Origin of the sequence: Mesorhizobium sp. M0011, from assembly GCF_040324155.1 — a bacterium.
GTDB lineage: Bacteria > Pseudomonadota > Alphaproteobacteria > Rhizobiales > Rhizobiaceae > Mesorhizobium.
The window spans coordinates 261,751-281,532 of record NZ_JAMYVQ010000001.1; the positions used below are offsets into that span (position 1 = coordinate 261,751).

General features: G+C 58.0%; 17 protein-coding genes. 11 read left to right on the forward strand and 6 right to left on the reverse strand.

All coding sequences use genetic code 11. The features are described from left to right. Window positions 1–10: 10 nt before the first annotated feature. A complete protein-coding gene (gene cysN / locus NKK51_RS01240; protein ID WP_352550976.1) occupies window positions 11–1,948 on the reverse strand; it encodes a sulfate adenylyltransferase subunit CysN in 1,938 nt (645 codons plus the stop codon). Between the two features lie 2 nt (window positions 1,949–1,950). Then, window positions 1,951–2,856 carry a sulfate adenylyltransferase subunit CysD gene (gene cysD, locus NKK51_RS01245; protein ID WP_023808519.1) on the reverse strand — a complete coding sequence of 302 codons (906 nt, stop codon included), beginning with the start codon at window positions 2,854–2,856 and terminating at the stop codon, window positions 1,951–1,953. Between the two features lie 487 nt (window positions 2,857–3,343). On the opposite strand from cysD, the gene NKK51_RS01250 reads away from it, so the two are divergent. Together NKK51_RS01250 and NKK51_RS01255 are read left to right on the forward strand one after the other, a co-directional pair. Then, the gene (locus tag NKK51_RS01250) at window positions 3,344–4,660 is read left to right on the forward strand and encodes an O-antigen ligase family protein (RefSeq protein ID WP_352550734.1); all 1,317 of its coding nucleotides are present in this window, start codon (window positions 3,344–3,346) and stop codon (window positions 4,658–4,660) included. Then, complete coding sequence (locus NKK51_RS01255) at window positions 4,657–5,592, forward strand: NAD-dependent epimerase/dehydratase family protein (RefSeq protein ID WP_352550736.1); 936 nt, start codon at window positions 4,657–4,659, stop codon at window positions 5,590–5,592. The genes NKK51_RS01250 and NKK51_RS01255 overlap by 4 nt, the downstream gene beginning before the upstream one ends. A 12-nt stretch (window positions 5,593–5,604) precedes the next feature. Here NKK51_RS01255 and NKK51_RS01260 read toward each other — a convergent pair whose 3' ends face one another. The 3 genes from NKK51_RS01260 to NKK51_RS01270 all read right to left on the reverse strand — a co-directional run bounded on the left by NKK51_RS01260 (window position 5,605) and on the right by NKK51_RS01270 (window position 9,210). Continuing rightward, complete coding sequence (locus NKK51_RS01260; protein WP_352550737.1) at window positions 5,605–6,147, reverse strand: sugar transferase; 543 nt, start codon at window positions 6,145–6,147, stop codon at window positions 5,605–5,607. Between the two features lie 122 nt (window positions 6,148–6,269). After that, complete coding sequence (locus NKK51_RS01265) at window positions 6,270–7,205, reverse strand: glycosyltransferase family 2 protein (protein WP_352550739.1); 936 nt, start codon at window positions 7,203–7,205, stop codon at window positions 6,270–6,272. Window positions 7,206–7,233: 28 nt separating this feature from the next. Further along, a complete protein-coding gene (locus NKK51_RS01270; protein ID WP_352550741.1) occupies window positions 7,234–9,210 on the reverse strand; it encodes an SDR family NAD(P)-dependent oxidoreductase in 1,977 nt (658 codons plus the stop codon). A gap of 310 nt (window positions 9,211–9,520) precedes the next feature. Between NKK51_RS01270 and NKK51_RS01275 the strand changes: the two genes are divergently transcribed. The 9 genes from NKK51_RS01275 to NKK51_RS01315 all read left to right on the forward strand — a co-directional run bounded on the left by NKK51_RS01275 (window position 9,521) and on the right by NKK51_RS01315 (window position 18,475). Further along, window positions 9,521–10,408, forward strand: a complete 888-nt coding sequence (locus NKK51_RS01275; protein ID WP_245273030.1) for an ABC transporter permease — start codon at window positions 9,521–9,523, stop codon at window positions 10,406–10,408. A gap of 7 nt (window positions 10,409–10,415) precedes the next feature. Further along, window positions 10,416–11,156 carry an ABC transporter ATP-binding protein gene (locus tag NKK51_RS01280; RefSeq protein ID WP_352441343.1) on the forward strand — a complete coding sequence of 247 codons (741 nt, stop codon included), beginning with the start codon at window positions 10,416–10,418 and terminating at the stop codon, window positions 11,154–11,156. A gap of 157 nt (window positions 11,157–11,313) precedes the next feature. Continuing rightward, a complete protein-coding gene (locus NKK51_RS01285; protein ID WP_164748809.1) occupies window positions 11,314–12,414 on the forward strand; it encodes a DegT/DnrJ/EryC1/StrS family aminotransferase in 1,101 nt (366 codons plus the stop codon). Beyond that, window positions 12,411–13,349 (forward strand): glycosyltransferase family 2 protein, encoded by a 939-nt coding sequence (locus NKK51_RS01290; protein WP_206517162.1) that lies wholly within the window; start codon window positions 12,411–12,413, stop codon window positions 13,347–13,349. Before NKK51_RS01285 ends, NKK51_RS01290 begins: the two co-directional genes overlap by 4 nt. After that, window positions 13,346–14,296, forward strand: a complete 951-nt coding sequence (locus tag NKK51_RS01295; protein ID WP_352441344.1) for a WxcM-like domain-containing protein — start codon at window positions 13,346–13,348, stop codon at window positions 14,294–14,296. Before NKK51_RS01290 ends, NKK51_RS01295 begins: the two co-directional genes overlap by 4 nt. Then, window positions 14,286–14,666, forward strand: a complete 381-nt coding sequence (locus NKK51_RS01300) for a GtrA family protein (protein WP_164748973.1) — start codon at window positions 14,286–14,288, stop codon at window positions 14,664–14,666. Before NKK51_RS01295 ends, NKK51_RS01300 begins: the two co-directional genes overlap by 11 nt. Further along, on the forward strand, window positions 14,660–16,171 hold the full coding sequence (locus tag NKK51_RS01305) for a glucosyltransferase domain-containing protein (RefSeq protein ID WP_352550743.1): 1,512 nt from the start codon (window positions 14,660–14,662) through the stop codon (window positions 16,169–16,171). The genes NKK51_RS01300 and NKK51_RS01305 overlap by 7 nt, the downstream gene beginning before the upstream one ends. Window positions 16,172–16,227: 56 nt before the next feature. Next, window positions 16,228–17,370, forward strand: a complete 1,143-nt coding sequence (locus tag NKK51_RS01310) for an acyltransferase family protein (protein WP_352441346.1) — start codon at window positions 16,228–16,230, stop codon at window positions 17,368–17,370. A gap of 193 nt (window positions 17,371–17,563) precedes the next feature. After that, window positions 17,564–18,475 (forward strand): class I SAM-dependent methyltransferase, encoded by a 912-nt coding sequence (locus NKK51_RS01315; protein WP_352441347.1) that lies wholly within the window; start codon window positions 17,564–17,566, stop codon window positions 18,473–18,475. A 182-nt stretch (window positions 18,476–18,657) separates the two neighbouring features. Here the strand turns inward: NKK51_RS01315 and NKK51_RS01320 are convergent, their stop codons facing one another. Further along, window positions 18,658–19,770: a polysaccharide pyruvyl transferase family protein gene (locus tag NKK51_RS01320; RefSeq protein ID WP_352550745.1), complete on the reverse strand. Its 1,113-nt coding sequence runs from the start codon at window positions 19,768–19,770 to the stop codon at window positions 18,658–18,660. Window positions 19,771–19,782 lie beyond the last annotated feature (12 nt).

Consider the following 19,782-nt stretch of genomic DNA (forward strand, 5'->3'; position numbering starts at 1 on the left):
CAGCCTGTCGTCAGATGCCGCCGCCGCTATCGTATTGGTCTTCGGCAATGTCGCGCTCGTTCAGCCAGTGTTCCAGGGCGTCGACCATCTCTTCGGCCGATTTGCCGAGTGTCTTGAGATGGATTTCCGGGTCTTCCGGCGCTTCGTAGGGAGAATCGACGCCGGTGAAATTCTTGATCTCGCCATTCAATGCGCGCGCATAGAGGCCCTTCGGATCGCGCCTGGCGCATTCCTCGAAGGGCGTATCGACGAACACCTCGATGAACTCTCCGTCGGCCATCAATTCGCGAGCCATGCGCCGCTCGGCGCTGAACGGCGAAATGAACGAAACAATGACGATCAACCCGGCATCGGCCATCAAACGCGCCACTTCGGCAACGCGGCGGATATTCTCGACGCGATCGGCGTCGGTGAAGCCAAGATCGCGATTGAGACCGTGACGGACGTTGTCGCCGTCCAGGATATAAGTGTGGCGGCCGGTGGCGAACAGCTTCTTTTCGAACAGGTTGGCGATGGTCGACTTGCCGGAACCCGACAGCCCGGTGAACCAGAACACGGCGGGCCGCTGGTTCTTCATGTCGGCGCGCACGCGCTTGCCGACATCGAGCGACTGCCAATGGATGTTTTCGGCACGGCGCAACGAGTGCAGGATCATGCCGGCGCCGACCGTGGCGTTGGAGATGCGGTCGATCAGGATGAAAGCGCCGGTGGTGCGGTTTTCGGCGAAGGGATCGAAGGCGATCGGCGTCCGCGTCGAGATGTTGCAGATGCCGACTTCGTTCATTTCGAGCGACTTGGCCGCTTCATGGGCAAAGTCGTTGACATTGATCCTATATTTCAGGTCGGTGACGGTGGCGCTGGTCTGGTCGGTCTCGGTGCGCAGGATGTAAGAGCGGCCTGGCAGCAACGCATGTTCGTCGAACCAGACGATGTTGGCGGCGAACTGGTCGGCGACCTGCGGTCGTGCTGCAGGCGAAACCAGCATGTTGCCGCGCGAGATTTCGACTTCGTCGTCGAGGACGAGCGTAACGGCCTGGCCGGCGGCCGCCTGGGCGAGATCGCCGCCATACGAGACGATCCGCTTGACGCGCGAGGATTTGCCGGACTTGGCGACAACGACCTCGTCGCCGGGCGCAACCGAGCCGGAGGCGACCGTGCCGGCAAAGCCGCGAAAGTCGAGATTGGGACGATTGACATACTGGACCGGGAAACGGAACGGCAGCTCGACCATCGCTTCGTCGACCGATACGGTTTCGAGATGCTCGATCAGCGTCGGGCCGGAATACCATTCCATGCTTTCCGACCGACGGCTGACATTGTCGCCATAACGGGCCGACATCGGGATCGGCACAATGGTCTGGAAGCCGAGATCGCGCGAGAACTGCCCGTAGTCTTCGACGATCCGGTCGAAAACCGCCTGATCGAAACCGACAAGATCGATCTTGTTGACGGCCAGCACGACGTGGCGGATGCCGAGCAGCGAGGCGATGATCGAATGCCGCCTTGTCTGGCGAAGCACACCCTGCCGGGCATCGATCAGCACGATCGCCAGGTCGGCGGTCGAGGCGCCGGTGGCCATGTTGCGGGTGTATTGCTCGTGGCCAGGTGTGTCGGCAACGATGAATTTGCGTTTCGGCGTGGCGAAGAAGCGGTAAGCGACGTCGATGGTGATACCTTGCTCGCGCTCGGCCTCCAGACCGTCGACCAGCAGAGCGAAATCGATGTCGTCGCCCGTCGTGCCATGCTTGCGCGAATCGCGTTCGAGCGCGGCGAGCTGGTCCTCGAAAATCTGCTTGGTGTCGGACAGCAGGCGCCCGATCAGCGTCGACTTGCCGTCATCGACCGAGCCGCAGGTCAGGAAGCGCAGCAGCGACTTTTTCTCCTGCGCAGCCAGATAGTCGCGAACGTCGTCGGTGGGAGCGAGGCTCTTTGCCATGATGTGGCGCATGGTCAAAAGTACCCCTCGCGCTTCTTCTTTTCCATCGAGCCGGCTTCATCGCGGTCGATCAGGCGACCCTGCCGTTCGGACGTGCGTGCCGTCAGCATTTCGCCGACGATGGCTTCCAGCGTGTCGGCATCCGATTCGATGGCGCCGGTCAGCGGATAGCAACCCAGCGTGCGGAACCGCACCAGCCTGTTCTCCACTGTCTCGCCGGGGCGCAGTTTCATGCGGTCGTCGTCCCGCAGGATCAGCATGCCGTCGCGTTCCACCACCGGCCGTTCCTTCGCGAAATAGAGCGGCACGATCGGGATACTTTCCTGCAGGATGTACTGCCAGATATCGAGTTCGGTCCAGTTCGACAGCGGAAAGACGCGGATCGATTCACCCGATGCGATGCGGGTGTTGAATATCTTCCACATTTCGGGGCGCTGGTTCTTTGGATCCCACACATGCTGGGCGTTGCGGAAGGAAAAGATGCGCTCCTTGGCGCGCGATTTCTCCTCGTCGCGACGAGCGCCGCCAAAGGCCGCATCGAAACCGTATTTGTCGAGCGCCTGGCGCAGCGCCACGGTCTTCATGACATGGGTGTGGGTGTTCGAACCATGGTCGAACGGATTGATGTTGTCGCGCACGCCGTCTTCGTTGACATGAACCAGGAGATCGAAGCCGAGTTTCTGCGCCATCTGATCGCGAAAGGCGATCATCTCGCGGAACTTCCACGTCGTGTCGACGTGAAGAAAGGGGAACGGCGGCTTGGCGGGATAAAACGCCTTCATCGCCAGATGCATCAACACGGATGAATCCTTGCCGACCGAATAGAGCATGACCGGTTTGGCAAAAGCGGCCGCAACCTCACGGAATATATGGATGGACTCGGCTTCAAGCCGCTGAAGATGCGTAAGCGCTGTTGTCATGGGCCGTGGGCGTTCTTTCGTATCTTCCAACAGAAGACCTTGCCTCAAATCATCGAGCTCTTCGCGCCCGGTTCGAGCCTTGTTTCCGGACAATCTTTCTCGTGCCGGCGTTCTAGCAGATCGCCATTGTCAAGAACAATGCAAGACTGGCCCGGCCGCACATGGTTCGAGAATGAATTTTCCACAGATGCCGGCAAACCCGGAAATTCCTGCCCGCAAGCTCAACGGCCCAGAAAACGCGGGGAAAATATTGCTTGAATGGACCAGTTGCGGCTTTCAAGGGACTTCCTCTGGTCGGCCCGCGCCTGCCGCCGATTTTCGGTGGCAATCTGCCCTATACACTATCGAAAATGGGGGGCAGCCGCTATACCAGCCTCGGGAAGCGGGCAAGTGCATCTTGAGGCATGGGCAATTTCGAGGCGAGCGCATTCAACTTCGCTAAACAGATCCGCCGCATGAAACTTGCCGAAGACAGCGAGCCCGAAAATTGACCCGGCTTTCATCCCTGAGACAGCAATTCACGCCTTCGCGGATCAACAACTACTTCTCCATCCTTTGCTTCTTTTTTCCACCGGTTCTGGGATCGGTGGTCAGCTTTGTATTCAATGGCGGAGGCCTTTCGTCAGTCCTGCTGATTGCTTTACGGAAAAGGCGCTTCAACGCCGACCGGCCCATGATCTGGATGACGGTCGCGATCTATGCCTACTGCGCCGCCAATCTCCTGGCGTCCATCGTCAACAACTCGTTCGTCCGGGATGCGCCACATCTTATCCCGCTCGTCACCTTCCTGTTTTTTCCCGTTTCCTATTCGACCTGGAGCATCACGCAGAAAACCACGCTTGCCCGCATTGTCGTGCTTTCCAGCATGGCCGCCTGCTTTGTCGCGCTGCTCATGGCCGTCATCCAGCAATATTGGATTGGCGTCAGGGCCGAGGGGGGAGCTGGAAATCCGATCGTCTTCGCAACCGTCGTCTGCCTTTCCGTGGTCATGTGTGTGGCTGGCGCCTTGTCCGGTATTGAGCAAGCGCGGACACCCCTCTTCTACGCGGCACTGGCCGGGACGATCGCCGTCATCTATTCCGGCTCGCGTATCGTCTGGCTGGCACTGCTGATCGCCGGTATCGCCGTCATGCTGATCAACCGGCACAGGCTCAGAGGCAGGAATGCCGTTCGCCTGCTGCTGCTGCTGGCGGCGGTCGGCGTCGTGATCGCCGCTTCCAGCTTCCAGGCGATATCCGGGCGGGTCGACTTTTTGCGCTCCGATTGGGGTGCGCTTGGAGCCAGCGGCAACTACGATACCTCGCTGGGAATACGTGTTGCGCTTTGGGAGATCGGCCTCAAAGCATTCCATGACATGCCACTGTTCGGGCACGGTGTGGGTGCAACCCAGCTTCTGATCAAGCAGGGCTTTCATGAGCAGTTCGCGATGGACACAGGCTTCAACCATTTTCACAACGGCTTCCTGACCGCCTTGGTGCAAGCGGGAATTCTGGGCGCCGTGACGCTGGCGGCGATCTTTATCGTTGCCGCTGGAAATGCCGTCCGGGTCTTGCGAAACAGCAGCGATCCGAGCGAGCGGTTCGGCGCGACCATGATTGTCGTCGTGGTGATCACCTATCTGACGGCCGGAATGACAGGCATCCTGATCGGCCATGACATTCTGGACTCGGTGCTGATGGTCTTCCTGGTGAGCGGAACATATCTCGCCTCCGGCCGCCAGGTTCCATTGTTGGAAGAGCAGGCACCTGCGCCAGTGATGGAAGAGCGAGTAGTCAGCAAAGAGCTGTTTCGGGCAAGACCATGAAGGTTCTGGTCACGGGAGCGACAGGTTTCATCGGGCGTCTTGTCGTGCGCCACCTTCGCGAAGCCGGTGCCGAGCTTCGCCTCGCCTCCCGCCATCCCGAGAGGCTGGGTTCGGAAAACGAGACTGTGCCGATGCCCGGTTTCGACGCGCCGGCCGCCGCCTTCCTGGAACTGACCCGGGATATGACTGACGTGGTCCATTGCGCCGGCCTCAACAATGATCAGGGAAATGCAACCGAAGCCGATTACAGGGCAGTCAATGTGGAATTGAGCGCGCGGCTGGCGCATGCAGCGGCCGCCCAGATAAGCGGACGCTTCATCCATCTCTCCTCGATCCGAGCGGTAATCGGCGCGCACGTCAGCGCAACGATCGACGAGGACACGCTTCCTGCCCCACAATGCGCCTATGGACGCTCGAAGCGCGAAGGCGAGATCAAGGTTTTGGACGCCTACGCGTTACACGGCCGCTCGGACGCCGCCGTGTTGCGCCTGCCTCCGGTTTATGGAAGCGGCATGAGGGGAAATCTGGCAACGCTGATGCGCCTTGCCGATACGCCGCTGCCGCTGCCGACGGGTGCCTTGACCGGAATCCGCTCGCTGATTTCTTCCGAGGCCGCGGTGCGAGCAGTGTCGCACCTGCTCAGCCATTCCGGACCGCTTCGCCCGATCTACGTCGGCGCCGATGTGCCGCCGGTCACCGTCGAGACCGTTATCGTCGCCTTTCGCAGAGGTTTGGGGCGGCCTGTGCGTCTGATGGCTGTGCCGGCCGGCCTGATACGGCCGGTCGTGGCCGCGCTCGGCAGGCGGGCGTTCTGGGACAGCCTGACTGCGACACAGATATGCGACCCCGCCCTGCTGGTATCGCAGGGGTGGACGCCTGAAGCTCGCACGGTCGAGCGGCTGGCCGAGCTGGCGCGGCTCGGTAGATCCTGACTCCCTGGTGACCTATCCGCTTCGGTAGAGCGTTCCAAACAGGATCCGAAAATCGAGCCAGAACGACGCAGTGCGGAGGTAGGCAGCATCCGTTTCGGCCAAAAGCTCCGGGTTCGACATGTCGATGCCCCTGATCTGGGCCAGGCCGGTTATGCCCGGCAGCGCCGCCAAAACCCCCAGCCGCCTGCGACACTCGATCAACTCCGTTTGGGTCGGCAGGCAGGGGCGCGGCCCGACCAGGCTCATTTCGCCCTTCAGGACGTTCCAGAATTGTGGCAGCTCGTCGAGCTTGAACTTCCGTAAGACCTTCCCGACCGATGTCACGGAATCCACCGGCGCCTCATGCGAGGGCAGTGACGGCGTCCCGACATACATCGTGCGCAACTTGTGGCAGCGAAAAGGCCGACCGTCACGGCCGACCCGCACCTGTGAAAAAATAGCCGGGCCCGGCGACGATGCCCGAACGGCAAGGACGGTGAGCGCCAAGACAGGAGATGTGGCCACCAGCAGCAGAGCCGCACCGGCAATATCGAAGATTTGCTTGGCTGCCTTCATGAACGGCCGATCATGCTCCCTGCCAAAGTCCCGAGGCAACGCCGCAGGCAAATGCCGTCAATCCGGTCGACGTAGCATGAGCCGATCTTTTGGCCAAGCGTGCCACGCACTCGTGCCAATGTTCAGATGCGCCCCAGGACGAAAGCGAGATAGAGCCCCAGGTTTCCGGAAACGGTCTGCCGATAGACGCCGCTTTGGCGCAAGCCCGCCAAACGCCGGAAAAGACCGCCGTTGCGCCCGCGGGTGAAAAGGTCGAGGCACGCCGTCGCGTCCTCGGTCAGGAGGTCGCGATTGAGGGCGAGACCGTCGAGGTTAAGGTCTGTCCAGCCGGCGAATTCCCCCTTGAACAGGCGGCCAAGCCGGGAGAACCTTGCTTTCCAGGACACGTTGGCGCCGACCAGGTTCGCCGCGTGCTGCCGGTAGCGCACCAGCGGCCGCGGATCGTAGCGGACGATGCCGCCGGCGGCGGTCACGATGAGATAGGCCCACCAGTCATGGCTGACGAACCCGGTCCGCGTGGAGGCCCTGGCCAGCAGGTCGCGTGCCGCAGCGTTGAGCAGGATTGTGTTGCCGCCGGCGATGCTTTGCACAAGCGCGTTGCGAAAGGTTGGCGGCCGGGCAAACAGCGGCGAATGGCCGACAAGGCTTCCTGTTTCCGTCATGGTGGCGGTTCGCGAACAAAACATCAGCGGGGTTTTCGCATCCTGGGTCCGCATCCAGCTGATGGCGCTCTCCAGCCTGTCGGTCTCCCAGATATCGTCCTGGTCGCAGAAGGCATAGCAGTCCGCCTCGATGCGTCGATCGACGATCATGGAGCGGAAATTGGCGGCGAAGCCTTGCCGCGGCCCCTCTACCAGCGTCATCCGACCTTTGGGCCGCCAGCGGGATTTCCATGTCTCGATGATGGCGGTCGTGCCGTCGACGGAGCCATCGTCGGAAATCCACAGGTCGACCAGAGGGTGCGACTGCGCGAGCAGGGACTGCAGCTGTTCATCGATGAAGGCCGCGCCATCCTTCGTGCCCATCAGGACCGCGACGCGCAGATCTGCTTTGCTCACGACCAAGACCGCTTTCTGAATTCTGAACCTAGCTCGCCTGCCCCGCCGTTTTCGGGATCGCGCCCTGATGAGGGCTTTCCCGGGCCTTCTTGGCGCGGTCGAGACCTGCCAATGCGGCGAGCGCGGCAGCCTTGTCCTGGTTTTTCGCCGACTGCTGCAGGGCCGTGAGCGCGACCTGGACATCCGACCATTCCACGACGTCCGTGCTGAGGCCGAAAACCTTCGAGATGCCGAGTTCGACGAGTTCCTCGTCTTCGCCATGCAGCGTTTCGTGAAGTTTTTCGCCCGGCCTGATGCCGGTGAACCGGATCGCGATGTCCTTGTATGGGCTCTTTCCGGACAAGCGGATCATCGTTTCGGCCACTTCAAGGATCGGCACCGGCTTGCCCATGTCGAGCATATAGACGGCATAATCGTGTCCGCTCTGCCGCGACGCGGCATCGGCCGCCGACATGATGACGAGATCGACGGCTTCGGCCACGGTCATGAAATAGCGCGTCATGCGCCGGTCGGTGATGGTGACGGGCCCCCCAGCCTCGATTTGCGCCTGGAATATGGTCGCCACCGAACCATTGCTGCCGAAGACATTGCCGAACCGCACTGCAATAAACTTGGTGGCCGGGTCACGCCCGCCCGTCTCGCCATGCAAGGCGCTGATGATCTGTTCGGCGGCCCGCTTCGTCATGCCAAGCACTGATGAGGGATCCACCGCCTTGTCGCTCGATATCAGGACAAATTGCGCAACCCCGCACTTGGCGGCAACTTCGGCGCAGACGAGCGTTCCGAAAATGTTGGTTTGAACGGCTGAATCCCAGTTTTCCTCGAGCAGCGGAACGTGCTTGAGCGCCGCGGCATGAAAGATGATGTCCGGCCGGAATTCCGTGACGACACGCGTTATCTGGCGCCGGTCCGCGACATCGACGATGCGGACCTTGAGCCGGTCATGGTCCTTCTCGTCAACATACTGGCTCAACTGGAAAATGCCGAACTCGGAGTTGTCGGCGACCAGCACCGCCTCGGCTCCCAGTTCCAGCGACCGCCTGACCAACGTCTGGCCGATCGAACCGGCACCGCCGGTCACCAGAACGCGTTTGCCGCTGACAAAGGCGCCGATGCGCTGGATGTCGGACGCGACCGCCGGACGGCGCAGGATCGTTTCCATCTCAACGGTGTCGAGAACCAGCTTTCCGTGCTGTTCCAACTCCGAAAGGCCTGAGAACTGCACCACATTTATGTCGCCGTGCCGGGCAATGCGCACGAGTTCCGAATAGTCCTCGATTTCGTGCTCGGCGCCGCTGCCGAAAATCAGCAAGTCCAGGCTTTTGGTGCCGGTCGCATAGTCCTCCAGGACATCGATCAGGCGCGGCATGGTCGCCACCACGGGAACACCTTGAATCCGCGTGCCCAACGGTGCGCCGCGCTCGGTCGCCATGATGCCTGCGATGGAATAGTCCGCCGGTTGCGCCGTGCGCGTGAAGCGAATGATCAGGTCGGCCTCGTCGAGCCGGCCGACGAACAGAGCGCGCTTGGCCTGCCTGATGTCGGTCTTGCGGCTCAGAATCCCCCAGCTCGCGCCGTCACGCAGGAAGCGGTAGAATAGCCGGGGTGCCGATATGATGGTGAAGGAGACGAGGAAGAAGACGATGAACTGACGCTCGTTGAGCCCCGCGACCGGCCGGTAAAACCGCAGCAGCAGCGACGCCACATAAAGAGTGAACGTCAAGATCGCGCAGCTCTTCAGGATGTTGAAAAAGTCCGGCGTCGAGGCGAAGCGCCAGACGGTGGTGTAGAGGCCACTGTAGCGGAACAGCAAATGGCTGATGACGACAATGCCCGCCCATGTCGCCAGACCCTCCTCGGAGAGCGCGTCGAACGAAAGATTCGACCGCGAAAGCACGAGGCTGAGTGCCACGGCGACCAGGACCATGACCACGTCCTGGACCATGATGAAGGCGCGCCGCATCTGTGGCCTGAGCCCGAACACAGCTTCGAGGTGGGAATTCATTGGACGGCACTAGACTCCAGGCTCAGGGGCATCGACACCAGCGAGGTGCGACACGAAGATACTTCGCGACCGATCACCTTACTCAAGTGCCATCCCCGGCCCCCGCCGTGCTGTATCGCATACTGCGGGGGCGAGGGCATAGCCAGAGTTTTTTTCGGACAAGAAGCGTCCAGTGGAGAACATGGATCTTGCTCGGGCGGTTGCCGCAAAGTCAACATTATCAAAAGCTAAAGTAAGCTAGACAGCATGCGTTCAGTTTTGCCGCAGTTGACTCTGCTCCCCACCGCGTTACGACGCAATGCGTTGCCATATGCCCATCGAAATGGCTATTAGAGACGGGCTTGGTGGTTCGCTATGGCCAGCGAAGAATAATGCGCCAGAACAACGGATTGCGATACTCCCAGCTATGATTGCGGCACTAAACGGCGCTTTTGACGACATCTCAAAGGCCATGAGATTACACCGGGTCTGGATTGCGCTTGCCCATGAGGACATCGGCGACCAGCACAGACGCACGACGCTCGGCCCGCTTTGGATGCTGGTCAATTATCTGGCATTCATCGGCACTTTCATCTTCGTTTTCAAGACCAAGGACACGGATTCGGCCGGATACACGGCCTATGCCTCGATCGGCCTAGTTGTCTGGTTCTACCTTATGGAGATGATCAGCCTGAGCGTGCCCCTGTTCTCGCGCGAAGCCAGTTTCATTCAAGGTACGAGGCTGCCACTCTTCGTGTATGTGATGCGGCTGACGGTGCAATGTATCATCCGAGCGAGCTATTCGGTCGCGGGTTGCATCGTCATCCTGCTGCTGAGCGGTTTGGGAATCAGCGCTGAGTGGCTTTTGTCGATCCCGGGGTTGTTGCTGATTGTGCTCGCGACCCCTGCAATCGTAATGGTTTTCGCATTCCTGGGCGCATTCTTTCCCGATGCTCAGTTCATCGTCGGCAACATCATGCGAGTCGGCACGTTTCTTACGCCAGTCTTCTGGGCCTATCATGGGCAAGGCGGTATACAGAACTATGCCTATCATTGGAATCCGTTCACATATTTCCTGGAAGTGGTGCGTGCGCCAATCGCGAGCGGCGAATTCCCAACGCATCCCTTTGTTGTGACAGCCTACATCTCCTTGGCTTTCTGGGCGGTTGCGTTGCTGCTGCTGGGCGGATATCGCAAGCGCGTCGTTTTCCTGATCTGAGCTCAAAATGATTTCCATCAAGCTGGACAATGTCAGCCTCGCCTACCGCCTCTACGAAAAATTGACGCTTACGGCGCCTGACCGGCGCCTGGGTGGTCTTGGAGGCAAAATCGGACGATCCGGCGGCAAGCAGGTCGTGCAGGCGCTGGAAGATGTCAGCTTTGAACTCAAAGCGGGCGACCGTTTGGGCTTGGTCGGCCCAAACGGGGCCGGCAAGACGACACTGCTCAAGGTGTTGTACGGCATCTATCAGCCATCGGCCGGCACAGTAGCCATTGAAGGCAAAGTCGACGCTTTGTTCAACATCAACATAGGATTTCGCCCCGAAGCGACGGGGCGGCGAAACATTGTTCTGAGGGGTTTGATCAGCGGGTGGACCGAGGCCGAGATCCAAGAAAAAATGCCGGAGATCATCGCCTTCAGCGAACTTGGCGACTTTATCGATGTCCCCTTCAAAACCTATAGCCAGGGTATGGCCGCTCGCCTTGCTTTCTCAGCGGCTACAGCCCTTGACCCCGAAATTCTGCTGATGGACGAGTGGATCGGCGCCGGCGACGCCCAATTTCAAGAAAAAGCCAAGCGACGCATGGATGAACTGGCAGAGAAGGCAGGCATCATCGTCCTGGCGACCCACAATGAGAGCCTGCTCGAAAGCGTATGTACGAAGAGAATGACGCTTAAGAACGGAAGGGTCGAAGCCTTCACGACGAAACCTGCAAAGAGGGCTGGAACGCGAGCTAAGTCTTAAAGGTACTCTTCCCGGATACTATATGCTCGCAGTTCAGATTCCCAATTCGTCGCACCTGCTGTAGTTGAGTATGCCAACGTTGCGCCCTGCGGACGTTACTAAAATGAATTGCGCTCGAGCCGTTGAGTTACCGATGACGAGACAAGAATCTGTTCCCATGAATGATCTGAAGCGCCTGTATCAGCGCTACCAGGTCGAAATCGAGAGTGAGGTAGTGAACACGCTACGTTCGGGATGGTGGCTCAATGGCGCTATCGGCAAAAGATTTGCGGCAAATTTTTCCAGATTCATAGGTGTTTCGGAATGCGTTCTCGTGGCCAATGGGACGGATGCGCTCGAACTTGCATTGGCCGCAGTGACCAAGCGCTACGACGGGCGCGAGGTGATCGTCGCCGCCAATGCGGGGGGCTATGCCAGTTGTGCCTGCTGGCAGAATGATCTCGTTCCGCACTACGTCGATATCGAACCAGCCAGCCAACTCATAGCCCTTCAATCGGTACTGAAAGCAGCCAGCGCAGACACCGCTGCGATCGTCGCCACCCACCTCTATGGTGGCGTCGTTGATGTCCGCGCCATCCGGGACGGACTTGAGCAGGCTGGCCTCTCGCACATTCCAATCGTGGAAGATTGCGCGCAGGCGCACGGGGCGAGAATCGGAAGCGACGTTGCAGGCTCGCTGGGGGATATCTCCACGTTCAGCTTTTACCCAACCAAAAATCTCGGAGCCATGGGGGACGGCGGCGCTGTTCTTACCTCCGACACGGCAACCGCCGCGCATGTACGGCAACTGCAACAATATGGCTGGAGTTCAAAATATCATGTCGGCGTGCCCAACGGCCGCAACTCCCGCATGGATGAAGTTCAAGCCGCGATACTGGACGTTTTGCTGGGCGATGTGGATAGACGCAACCAGCAGCGGCGTGGCATCCTAGACCAGTACAAGTCGGTTGCCGGGCGTCGATTCCAGTTCCTGGAAGGTGGCGAAGGCGCTGTCGCGCACCTCGCGGTCGCGCTTTGCGACGACCGGGACGCCTTCAGGGCGTTCATGAAAGAGCGCGGCATCGACACTGACATACACTACCCTGTGCTGGATTGCGACCAAGTCGGCTGGGCGGACTTACCGATGATGGGGAGCGAAAATCTCACCGTTTCGAGGGCCAGCGTCAGCCGTCTCTGTTCGGTCCCCTGCTATCCCGATATGAGGGACGACGAGGTAGAGCGGGTTTGCCTGGCCCTCCGCGAATGGGAGACAATGTGACAACACGCTCGATCGTTTTCCCGATCTATCGAAATCAGGCGAACATCCCTTCCCTCCTGGGCGCAGTCGCCGATTTCCACTCCAGATATCATAGCGACATCGAGTTCGTCTTCGTCGTCGACGGGTCGCCGGACGAATCCGGCCCGCTGCTGATCAAGGAATTGAAAGGCTCGGGCTATGATTACAAGATCATCTTCCATAGCCGGAACTTTGGTTCGTTCACTGCTATTCGAACCGGGCTCGAACACGCTTCGGGTGACCAGGTCGCTGCGATGGCCGCCGACCTGCAGGAGCCGCCTGAACTGATCGTCGAATTCTTTTCGAAGCTGGAAAAGGACGAGGCTGACGTCGTGTTTGGGCAGCGAACCGGGCGTAGCGATCCGCCCTTGACCAAATTTCTGTCGAGGGCTTTCTGGTCGGCCTACCGCAGGCTCGTCCTGCCCAGCATGCCGAGTGGCGGAGTGGATATCTTCGCCTGCAACCGTCAGGTTCTGGAAGCGATCCTCTCGATCGAGGAGCCGAACAGCTCGCTTGTCATACAACTTTTCTGGGTCGGCTTCAGGCGGGAATTCGTGCCTTATCGGCGGCGCGAACGAAAGCACGGAACAAGCGCCTGGGGCATGGCACGGCGGTTCCGATACATGATGGACAGCATTTTCTCGTTCTCTGATTTTCCGATAATGCTCACCCTCTGGGTAGGATTTGCCGGCTGTGCGCTAAGTCTCCTATTTGCAGTCGTTACCGTGATTGCACGGCTGCTTGGCAATATAGACCCCGCTGGCTATACGACACTGGTGCTGCTGATCACGGGCTTCGGTTCGGCCAGCCTTCTAGTCCAAGGGATTCTTGGTTGCTATCTCTGGCGGGCAGTTGAAAACACCAAATCGCGCCCACTTCGGATCATCAGCCGCGTCGTTGACGGAACAGCGAAATGAACGCCAAGCCATTTTTCGTGCACGAACGGGGTATCTGCGAAAGCTCCCATGTCGGCGACGGAACGCGTATTTGGGCCTTCGCTCACGTGCTGCCTGGGGCCGTGCTCGGCTCGAACTGCAACATCTGCGATCACGTCTTCATCGAGAACGACGTGATCGTCGGCGATGACGTGACTGTCAAGAGCGGCGTCCAACTGTGGGACGGGGTGCGCCTGGGCAATCGTGTGTTTGTCGGCCCGAATGCGACCTTCACCAATGATCGCTTCCCACGCTCCAAGGAATATCCCGAGGCGTTTCTGCTGACCATGATCGAGGACGGCGCTTCCATCGGCGCCAATGCCACAATCCTGCCGGGCATAGTCGTCGGCCGCCAGGCGATGGTCGGCGCCGGCGCCGTGGTGACCAAGAGCGTCCCTGCCAATGCCGTCGTGGTCGGAAATCCCGCAGTCATCGTCGGCTACCAGACCGGCCCGAAGATCGTGCCAGCCTTGACGCAAACCCTCCCCGGCGCAGTGGGCGAGAAAATGTCGCTTGGGGTCGGTGGTACCGAGCTCTGGCGGCTGCCGCATTTTAGCGATCTGCGAGGCGAACTCGCCCCGCTCGAATTCGGTGCAAACCTACCGTTTAAGCCGGCCCGGTCCTTTCTGGTTTATGGCGTTCCCTCCGACAAGGTCAGGGGTGAGCATGCGCATCGCGAGTGCCATCAATTCCTGATCGCGGCCCATGGCCGCCTGTCCGTTGTCGTTGACGACGGCCATGAGAGAAAAGAGGTTTCGTTGACCGAACCCTCGATCGGCCTCTACATTCCGCCCGGCATTTGGGGAATTCAGTATAAATTCCAACCCGATACAGCATTGCTGGTCATGGCTTCGCACAACTATGATGCTGGCGATTACATCAGGGACTATGCGGATTTCCTGGATACGGTCAGGCAGGATGACCGCTGATCGCATTGGCGGAGACGCCGTCCGGTTTCTTGTCGCCGGCGGACTGAATACCGCCCTGACCAGCCTTGTCTATTTTGCCGGCCTTGTCGTCCTGCCCTCAAGTTTGTCTTACGCGCTCGCTTGGCTGACAGGACTTGTGTTCGTAATGGTGTTCTATCCCGATCGCGTCTTTCCCGGCGGCCGCACGGGCATCGCCGATCGACTGGCAATCGGGGCGTCGATTGCGGTCGTGTTCGTGCTCGGCCTAGCAGCCCTCAAAACGCTTGAAAGCGTTCTGCAAAATGCTGCAGCAGCCTTCTTTGTCACCCTTGCCATCACGACCATCCTCAACTTCGTGATTTCTCGATGGATACTCCGCAGATCATGCTGACGCGACCGAGCACAATACGACCAGCCATTAATCTCTTTGCGATTTTCGTCGCGATGTATTTTTCCGAATTGGCTTCCTTTCCGCTGTCAATCGATGACGAAGTAACCGCCTTCAGAACGGACGCGTCGATCTGGATTCTTCAGGGACGCTGGGGCGCGTATCTGATCGAGAGATTCCTTATTCCTCATCCGGTCATGCCTTTCCTGGCTCCGGCCGTCTTTGGCGCCGGTTGCGTGGCCGCCTACCTCCTCGTCATGGATGTCATCAACAAGCAAGAGCTCTCCATCGCTGAGTACGCATGTTTTGCGATTTTCTGTGCTTTCCCGACCTGGTTTTTTATCGTCGAATTTTATTCGAACATTGCCGCTATCGGCGTCGGCCTGTTCGCGACCGCTCTAGCGCTTTGGCTGATCCGAAAGGAGGAGGTTTCCCCACTCAGCCCTCGCTTTCTCGGAGCTGTGGGAGTCGGCGCCTTCGCAATCTCGATCTATCAGAGTTTCGCACCGGCAATTCTGGTCCTGGGCATTGCGATCTCAATTCTGCAAGCACGGTCCGGCAGCAGCGTATCGTTGCCGAAAGACCTGCTTCGGATCGGTATTCTGCTGGCCGGCGCAATATTGTTCTATGTCATCGGCGACATCATTTTCAGATCGTTCGCCCCCGGCAGAAACGAGTATTTCGACTCGCTTTCCCAGCCAAACTTTCTGCTTCAACATCCTATCACCGTTGTCGGGCGCGTGATTGAGGCGATAGGCGGGATCTATGGCCTGGACCAGCGCACATACGGCGTTGCATTGTGGGCAATCCCGCTCTTGTTGCTCCTGGGCGGCTGGGCGCTCTTGAAGGAATTGCCCCGCACGAAATTGCTGTTGACGGCAGTTGCCTTCGTTTCATTGCTTGTTCCCTTCGGCTTTCACTTCCTTGCCGCGGGCAGCATGCCTGTCAGGAGCCTCATCGGGGTGCCGATTGCCGTATGGCTGTTTGCCTATGTCGCGGTGACGAGCAGAAACTCCAGAATCCGCGCAGCCTCGGCCATCTTGCTGGCGGTGGCGCTTTTCCAGATTCAGGTCGTTCAGAACTATCGCCAAGCATCCAATTATCTGGTCGACAAGCACGATACTCTCTTGGCGGGAGCCATATACGACAGGCTGTCGGCCACGCCCGGTTTTGACGTAAAGCGCAGTTATGCTTTAAGTGTGTTTGGCGCGCAGCCATTTGTGACCAACTATCCGAAGCCTTCCGACTCGACGGTCGGTTATTCTTTCTTCGAATGGAATGGGGGTAATTCCTGGCGGATCGCCTACTATATGAAATTGCTTGGCTATTCAAATTTGAGTGGTTCTAACCAAGAACAGGTACTTCAAACGATCGTCAATCTTTCGACCATGCCTGTTTGGCCGGCTCCCGGTAGCGTGGAAATCAAAGACGACATCGTACTGATACGGCTCGGTGAGACGCCCAGCTCCTCAAATCAGCAAGCTCTTGAGGGAGCAGCTAGCCGTTGAGCGTCGTGAAGCAGTGTGGGAATTATTAAGGTCGCTGCAAGATAGTCGAGGGCAGAATGAACGTCGAGATCGATAGGAGATTCGTAGTAAAGGATGCGCATTCGCGAATTGAGCTCCCGGGACTTCTGGCAATGCGTTGCTACGCGGCGTTGTCGATTGTCCTTGTTCATCTGATTGCGCTGCCAAAACTGCAGATCCCCGGCTACCTATGGTTCGTGCCGACGCATTTCGGCAACGGAGTGCCGCTGTTTTACATAGTCAGCGCATTCGGTCTCTTTGTCGGGTATAGTGGCAGGATCGAGACGCGGCAGGAATTGCGAGAATTTTACCTTCGGCGTTTGCTGCGCATCGCGCCTCTATTCTATTTCATAATGCTGTTCTACATACCGTTCTGCTGGATAGTATGGAAGACGACAGTCCCTCTTTCCCAATTCCTCAGTTCAGCACTGTTCATCTTCAACTTTGTGCCGAACCACGTGACCGGATTCGTCATGGCGTCATGGTCCATCGGTGTCGAGATGGCGTTCTATGCCATCCTGCCGCTGCTGGTGTTTGCCATCACCGGTCTAGCTCGTTCTGTGGTGTTTCTTGCGGTAGCAGTATTCTTGGCGGCCAACTGGGCGTTGGCATTCCAAGGAACGGGGGGCGCGTTAGCGCTCTTTGGCCACTTTTCTCTAGTGGCTCAACTGTTCTATTTTGCTGCTGGGATAGCGGGATATTATGTCTGGCTGGGGGTTTGTCGCACTTCCCCCCAGATTGGCCGAATAGTCTTTGCTGCCAGTCTTCTGACAATCGTTGGCCTGATCTGTTTCACGAGCCAGATTGCCGTACTCTTCGGAACGATACTTGGGTCAAGCGGCGGTTCCGGCGTCAAAACCGCTTGGGCGGTGACGTTGGCGAGCGCTGTCGTGGGAGTTTCCCTGTATCCGCAAAGATGGTTCGTGAATCCGGCTGCGAAGCTGCTCGGCAACGCCAGTTTCAGCATTTACCTCTGGCATCCGGTCGTTATCGTCATCCTGGATCGGGTGGGCCTGTACCGGACGGTTTACGCATCCTTCGATGGAGCATCCTTGCCGTTCCTTGCCTCAGTGGTAGCAACTCTTGCGATGTTGATACCACTATCCTTGCTGAGTTATCGGTATATAGAAAGGCCCGGCATGGCCTTACGATCTCGCTTCGGTCGAGTCTGGCCAGCTTAATGGCCTTTTCGCTTTCGAACCTTGGCGTCGCCGATATCGCCCGGCTGCGGCAGCGTGTTACATTTAGGGTACGGAGAACCCTCGATTCGAGATTGTTAGTCCAACCATTTGGATCGTGGATCAGCGAGTCCAGCTGGGCTAGTATTCTGTGGTGATTTCTTTGACTATTAATTCGTTGACCGCAATCCGTCGCATGTTAGACGGCTATGTGTTCCCAGGCAGCGCCAGAAAGAGCAAGAATATTAGCATGTTCTCAACAGCCTTCCCACATTTGAATGCCGCCGAACGCGAGGCGGCCAACGGGTGCACAACTGAAGAGGCTCTCGTTTTTCTTCGCCGAATGAGCCTGGACGACTTCGGCCTCTTCATGATTTCCTTGCCGAACAAGGATTATCCCAGTTTGTCACGTCTTCTGCCCGCGATGGCCAGTGACGAAGTCCAGAAGACCTGGACCGGGGCATCCGGTCTCGATCTGTACCGGCAAACCGCGTCGTTCGCCCGACAACTTGAAAACAATTATACCCGACATACCAAAAAGCCGCTGGCGGGCTCTGATATTCTCGACTTTGGATGTGGCTACGGACGCATCTTGCGCATGATGTACTACTACAGCGATCCATCGTCCATATGGGGTATTGACGCCTGGGATAAGTCTCTCAGCTTGTGTAGAGAGGCAAGATTGCCTGGCATGTTCGCTCAATCGGAGCGGATTCCTTCCGTGCTACCAGTCGACGACCAGAAGTTCGATCTGATCTTCGCATTCTCGGTATTCACACATCTGGCGCCTTCGAGCGCGAAAGCCTGCCTTATGGCAGTTCGCAAACACATCAAGCCTGGTGGATTGTTCGTGGCCACTATTCGACCAATTGAATTCTGGCCTTTTATCGATGGGATTCGAAAGACTTCGGTCGCTGCGAAAATGCAGTCGAACCATCGCCTTAACGGATTTGCTTATCTTCCTCACGGTGGCGTCGAAGGCGAAACCTATGGGGACATCTCTTGCGAGATCGACTTTTTGGGCGGTGACGGTTGGGATATAGTGGGACATGATCGATCGATCATTGACCCGTTCCAAGTGTCGGTGCTGATGCAGCCCTCCGTTTAGCGACTGGGCTTTGGCAAGCAACGAAGGTGGGTCGCCGCACTTTGGGGCAACTCTCCCAAATGGGCACACCTTTTCTACTTCGCGGCAGGGATAGCGGGAGATCGCGTTTAACCGAGACGGCGGCGCACTTGGCGTGCTCGCGCGGATCGGTTCGCATCGCGAAAAAGTACCACTTCATGGTGCTATTCCAGCCTGTGGTTGGCTCCATTGTTCGAAAGGAACTGGGCAAAACGATCATATAGAACGGTGTACTTGCGCTGAAAGGCATCATAGTCGCCAGCCTGCACGAGCTCGCGGACGTCCAATTGTCCCACTTTACCGACAGGGACGTGCGGGATGCTCATAAGTTCCGCCATCTCCGTGGTCCTTGAGTCATGGGAAATTATGGTCGCGGGAACGCCGTTGGTCAACGCGATCAGGTTTCCGTGGAAGCGTGTCCCGACAGTGTAATCAAACCTTGATATGTAACTATCCCATTCCGCCAGGTCGAAGAACATTTTTGCGTTCTCTTTGATATGCTTTACATAGAGCGACGGGTCCATGCCCATATTCAGCTGCTTGATAATTGCCTGAGCGTTCTCTAAATCGGTTTTATTCCCCTCTCCAGAACGGAGCATTGCCATTTCTGGTTCTTCGTTCTGCAGGACGTAGGGATACTTTCTATCGATAGATAATTTCAAAAGATCAGCTTCAACGCGCCGGGCAGCTTCGGGATTGGCCGAATGCAAAAATACGTTTCGTGATCCGTTCACCGAAACCCTCAGGCTGGCGTCTGTTCCCGGCCGCTTTATTTTCAGGTCACGACGCAATTTGCGAAACAGACTGGGACATCCTACCTCGCTGACGTTTTTTATCCCAAAGTCATTCATGACCTCGGCCGTAAAATGACCTCGCACGCCCACGGTCTTGCTGCGTTCGGATATTATATGAAGAAAGCGTTTACTGCCCTCGGGAATATCTGTGACTTTGTTGCCGATGGCGGGTGCTTGCGCACCGAGGCCGGCGACCACGCATGGCAGCTTGGTCGGTTCTATGAAGTCAGCCAAATAGGACAAATCAAAATTCTTGAAAATGAAATTTGCCGCTGAGATAGCTATGATGTCGAAACGTTCGTTTGCCTCTTGCGGGGAATAGCCCAACCCCTGCCCGAATTCTTCAAAGCGAAGTTCCTCGAACAGAGACTGTCCTATCAGAAGATTTCCGGTGTTATATCCAATGACTTCGAATTTCTTTTCAAAGGCAATCTGCGGGTCGGGATGCGGAGCTATTGACGCTCCCAGAAAAAGAACTCTCACTAAAGTCTCCTC

Coding starts and splice junctions, on each gene's coding strand:
- NKK51_RS01270 (WP_352550741.1), bottom strand. CDS start 9,210: ATGAATTCCCACCTCGAAGCTGTGTTCGGGCTCAGGCCACAGATGCGG.
- NKK51_RS01315 (WP_352441347.1), top strand. CDS start 17,564: ATGTTAGACGGCTATGTGTTCCCAGGCAGCGCCAGAAAGAGCAAGAAT.
- cysD (WP_023808519.1), bottom strand. CDS start 2,856: ATGACAACAGCGCTTACGCATCTTCAGCGGCTTGAAGCCGAGTCCATC.
- NKK51_RS01255 (WP_352550736.1), top strand. CDS start 4,657: ATGAAGGTTCTGGTCACGGGAGCGACAGGTTTCATCGGGCGTCTTGTC.
- NKK51_RS01275 (WP_245273030.1), top strand. CDS start 9,521: ATGCCCATCGAAATGGCTATTAGAGACGGGCTTGGTGGTTCGCTATGG.
- cysN (WP_352550976.1), bottom strand. CDS start 1,948: ATGCGCCACATCATGGCAAAGAGCCTCGCTCCCACCGACGACGTTCGC.
- NKK51_RS01260 (WP_352550737.1), bottom strand. CDS start 6,147: ATGAAGGCAGCCAAGCAAATCTTCGATATTGCCGGTGCGGCTCTGCTG.
- NKK51_RS01295 (WP_352441344.1), top strand. CDS start 13,346: ATGAACGCCAAGCCATTTTTCGTGCACGAACGGGGTATCTGCGAAAGC.
- NKK51_RS01305 (WP_352550743.1), top strand. CDS start 14,660: ATGCTGACGCGACCGAGCACAATACGACCAGCCATTAATCTCTTTGCG.
- NKK51_RS01300 (WP_164748973.1), top strand. CDS start 14,286: ATGACCGCTGATCGCATTGGCGGAGACGCCGTCCGGTTTCTTGTCGCC.
- NKK51_RS01285 (WP_164748809.1), top strand. CDS start 11,314: ATGAATGATCTGAAGCGCCTGTATCAGCGCTACCAGGTCGAAATCGAG.
- NKK51_RS01280 (WP_352441343.1), top strand. CDS start 10,416: ATGATTTCCATCAAGCTGGACAATGTCAGCCTCGCCTACCGCCTCTAC.
- NKK51_RS01310 (WP_352441346.1), top strand. CDS start 16,228: ATGAACGTCGAGATCGATAGGAGATTCGTAGTAAAGGATGCGCATTCG.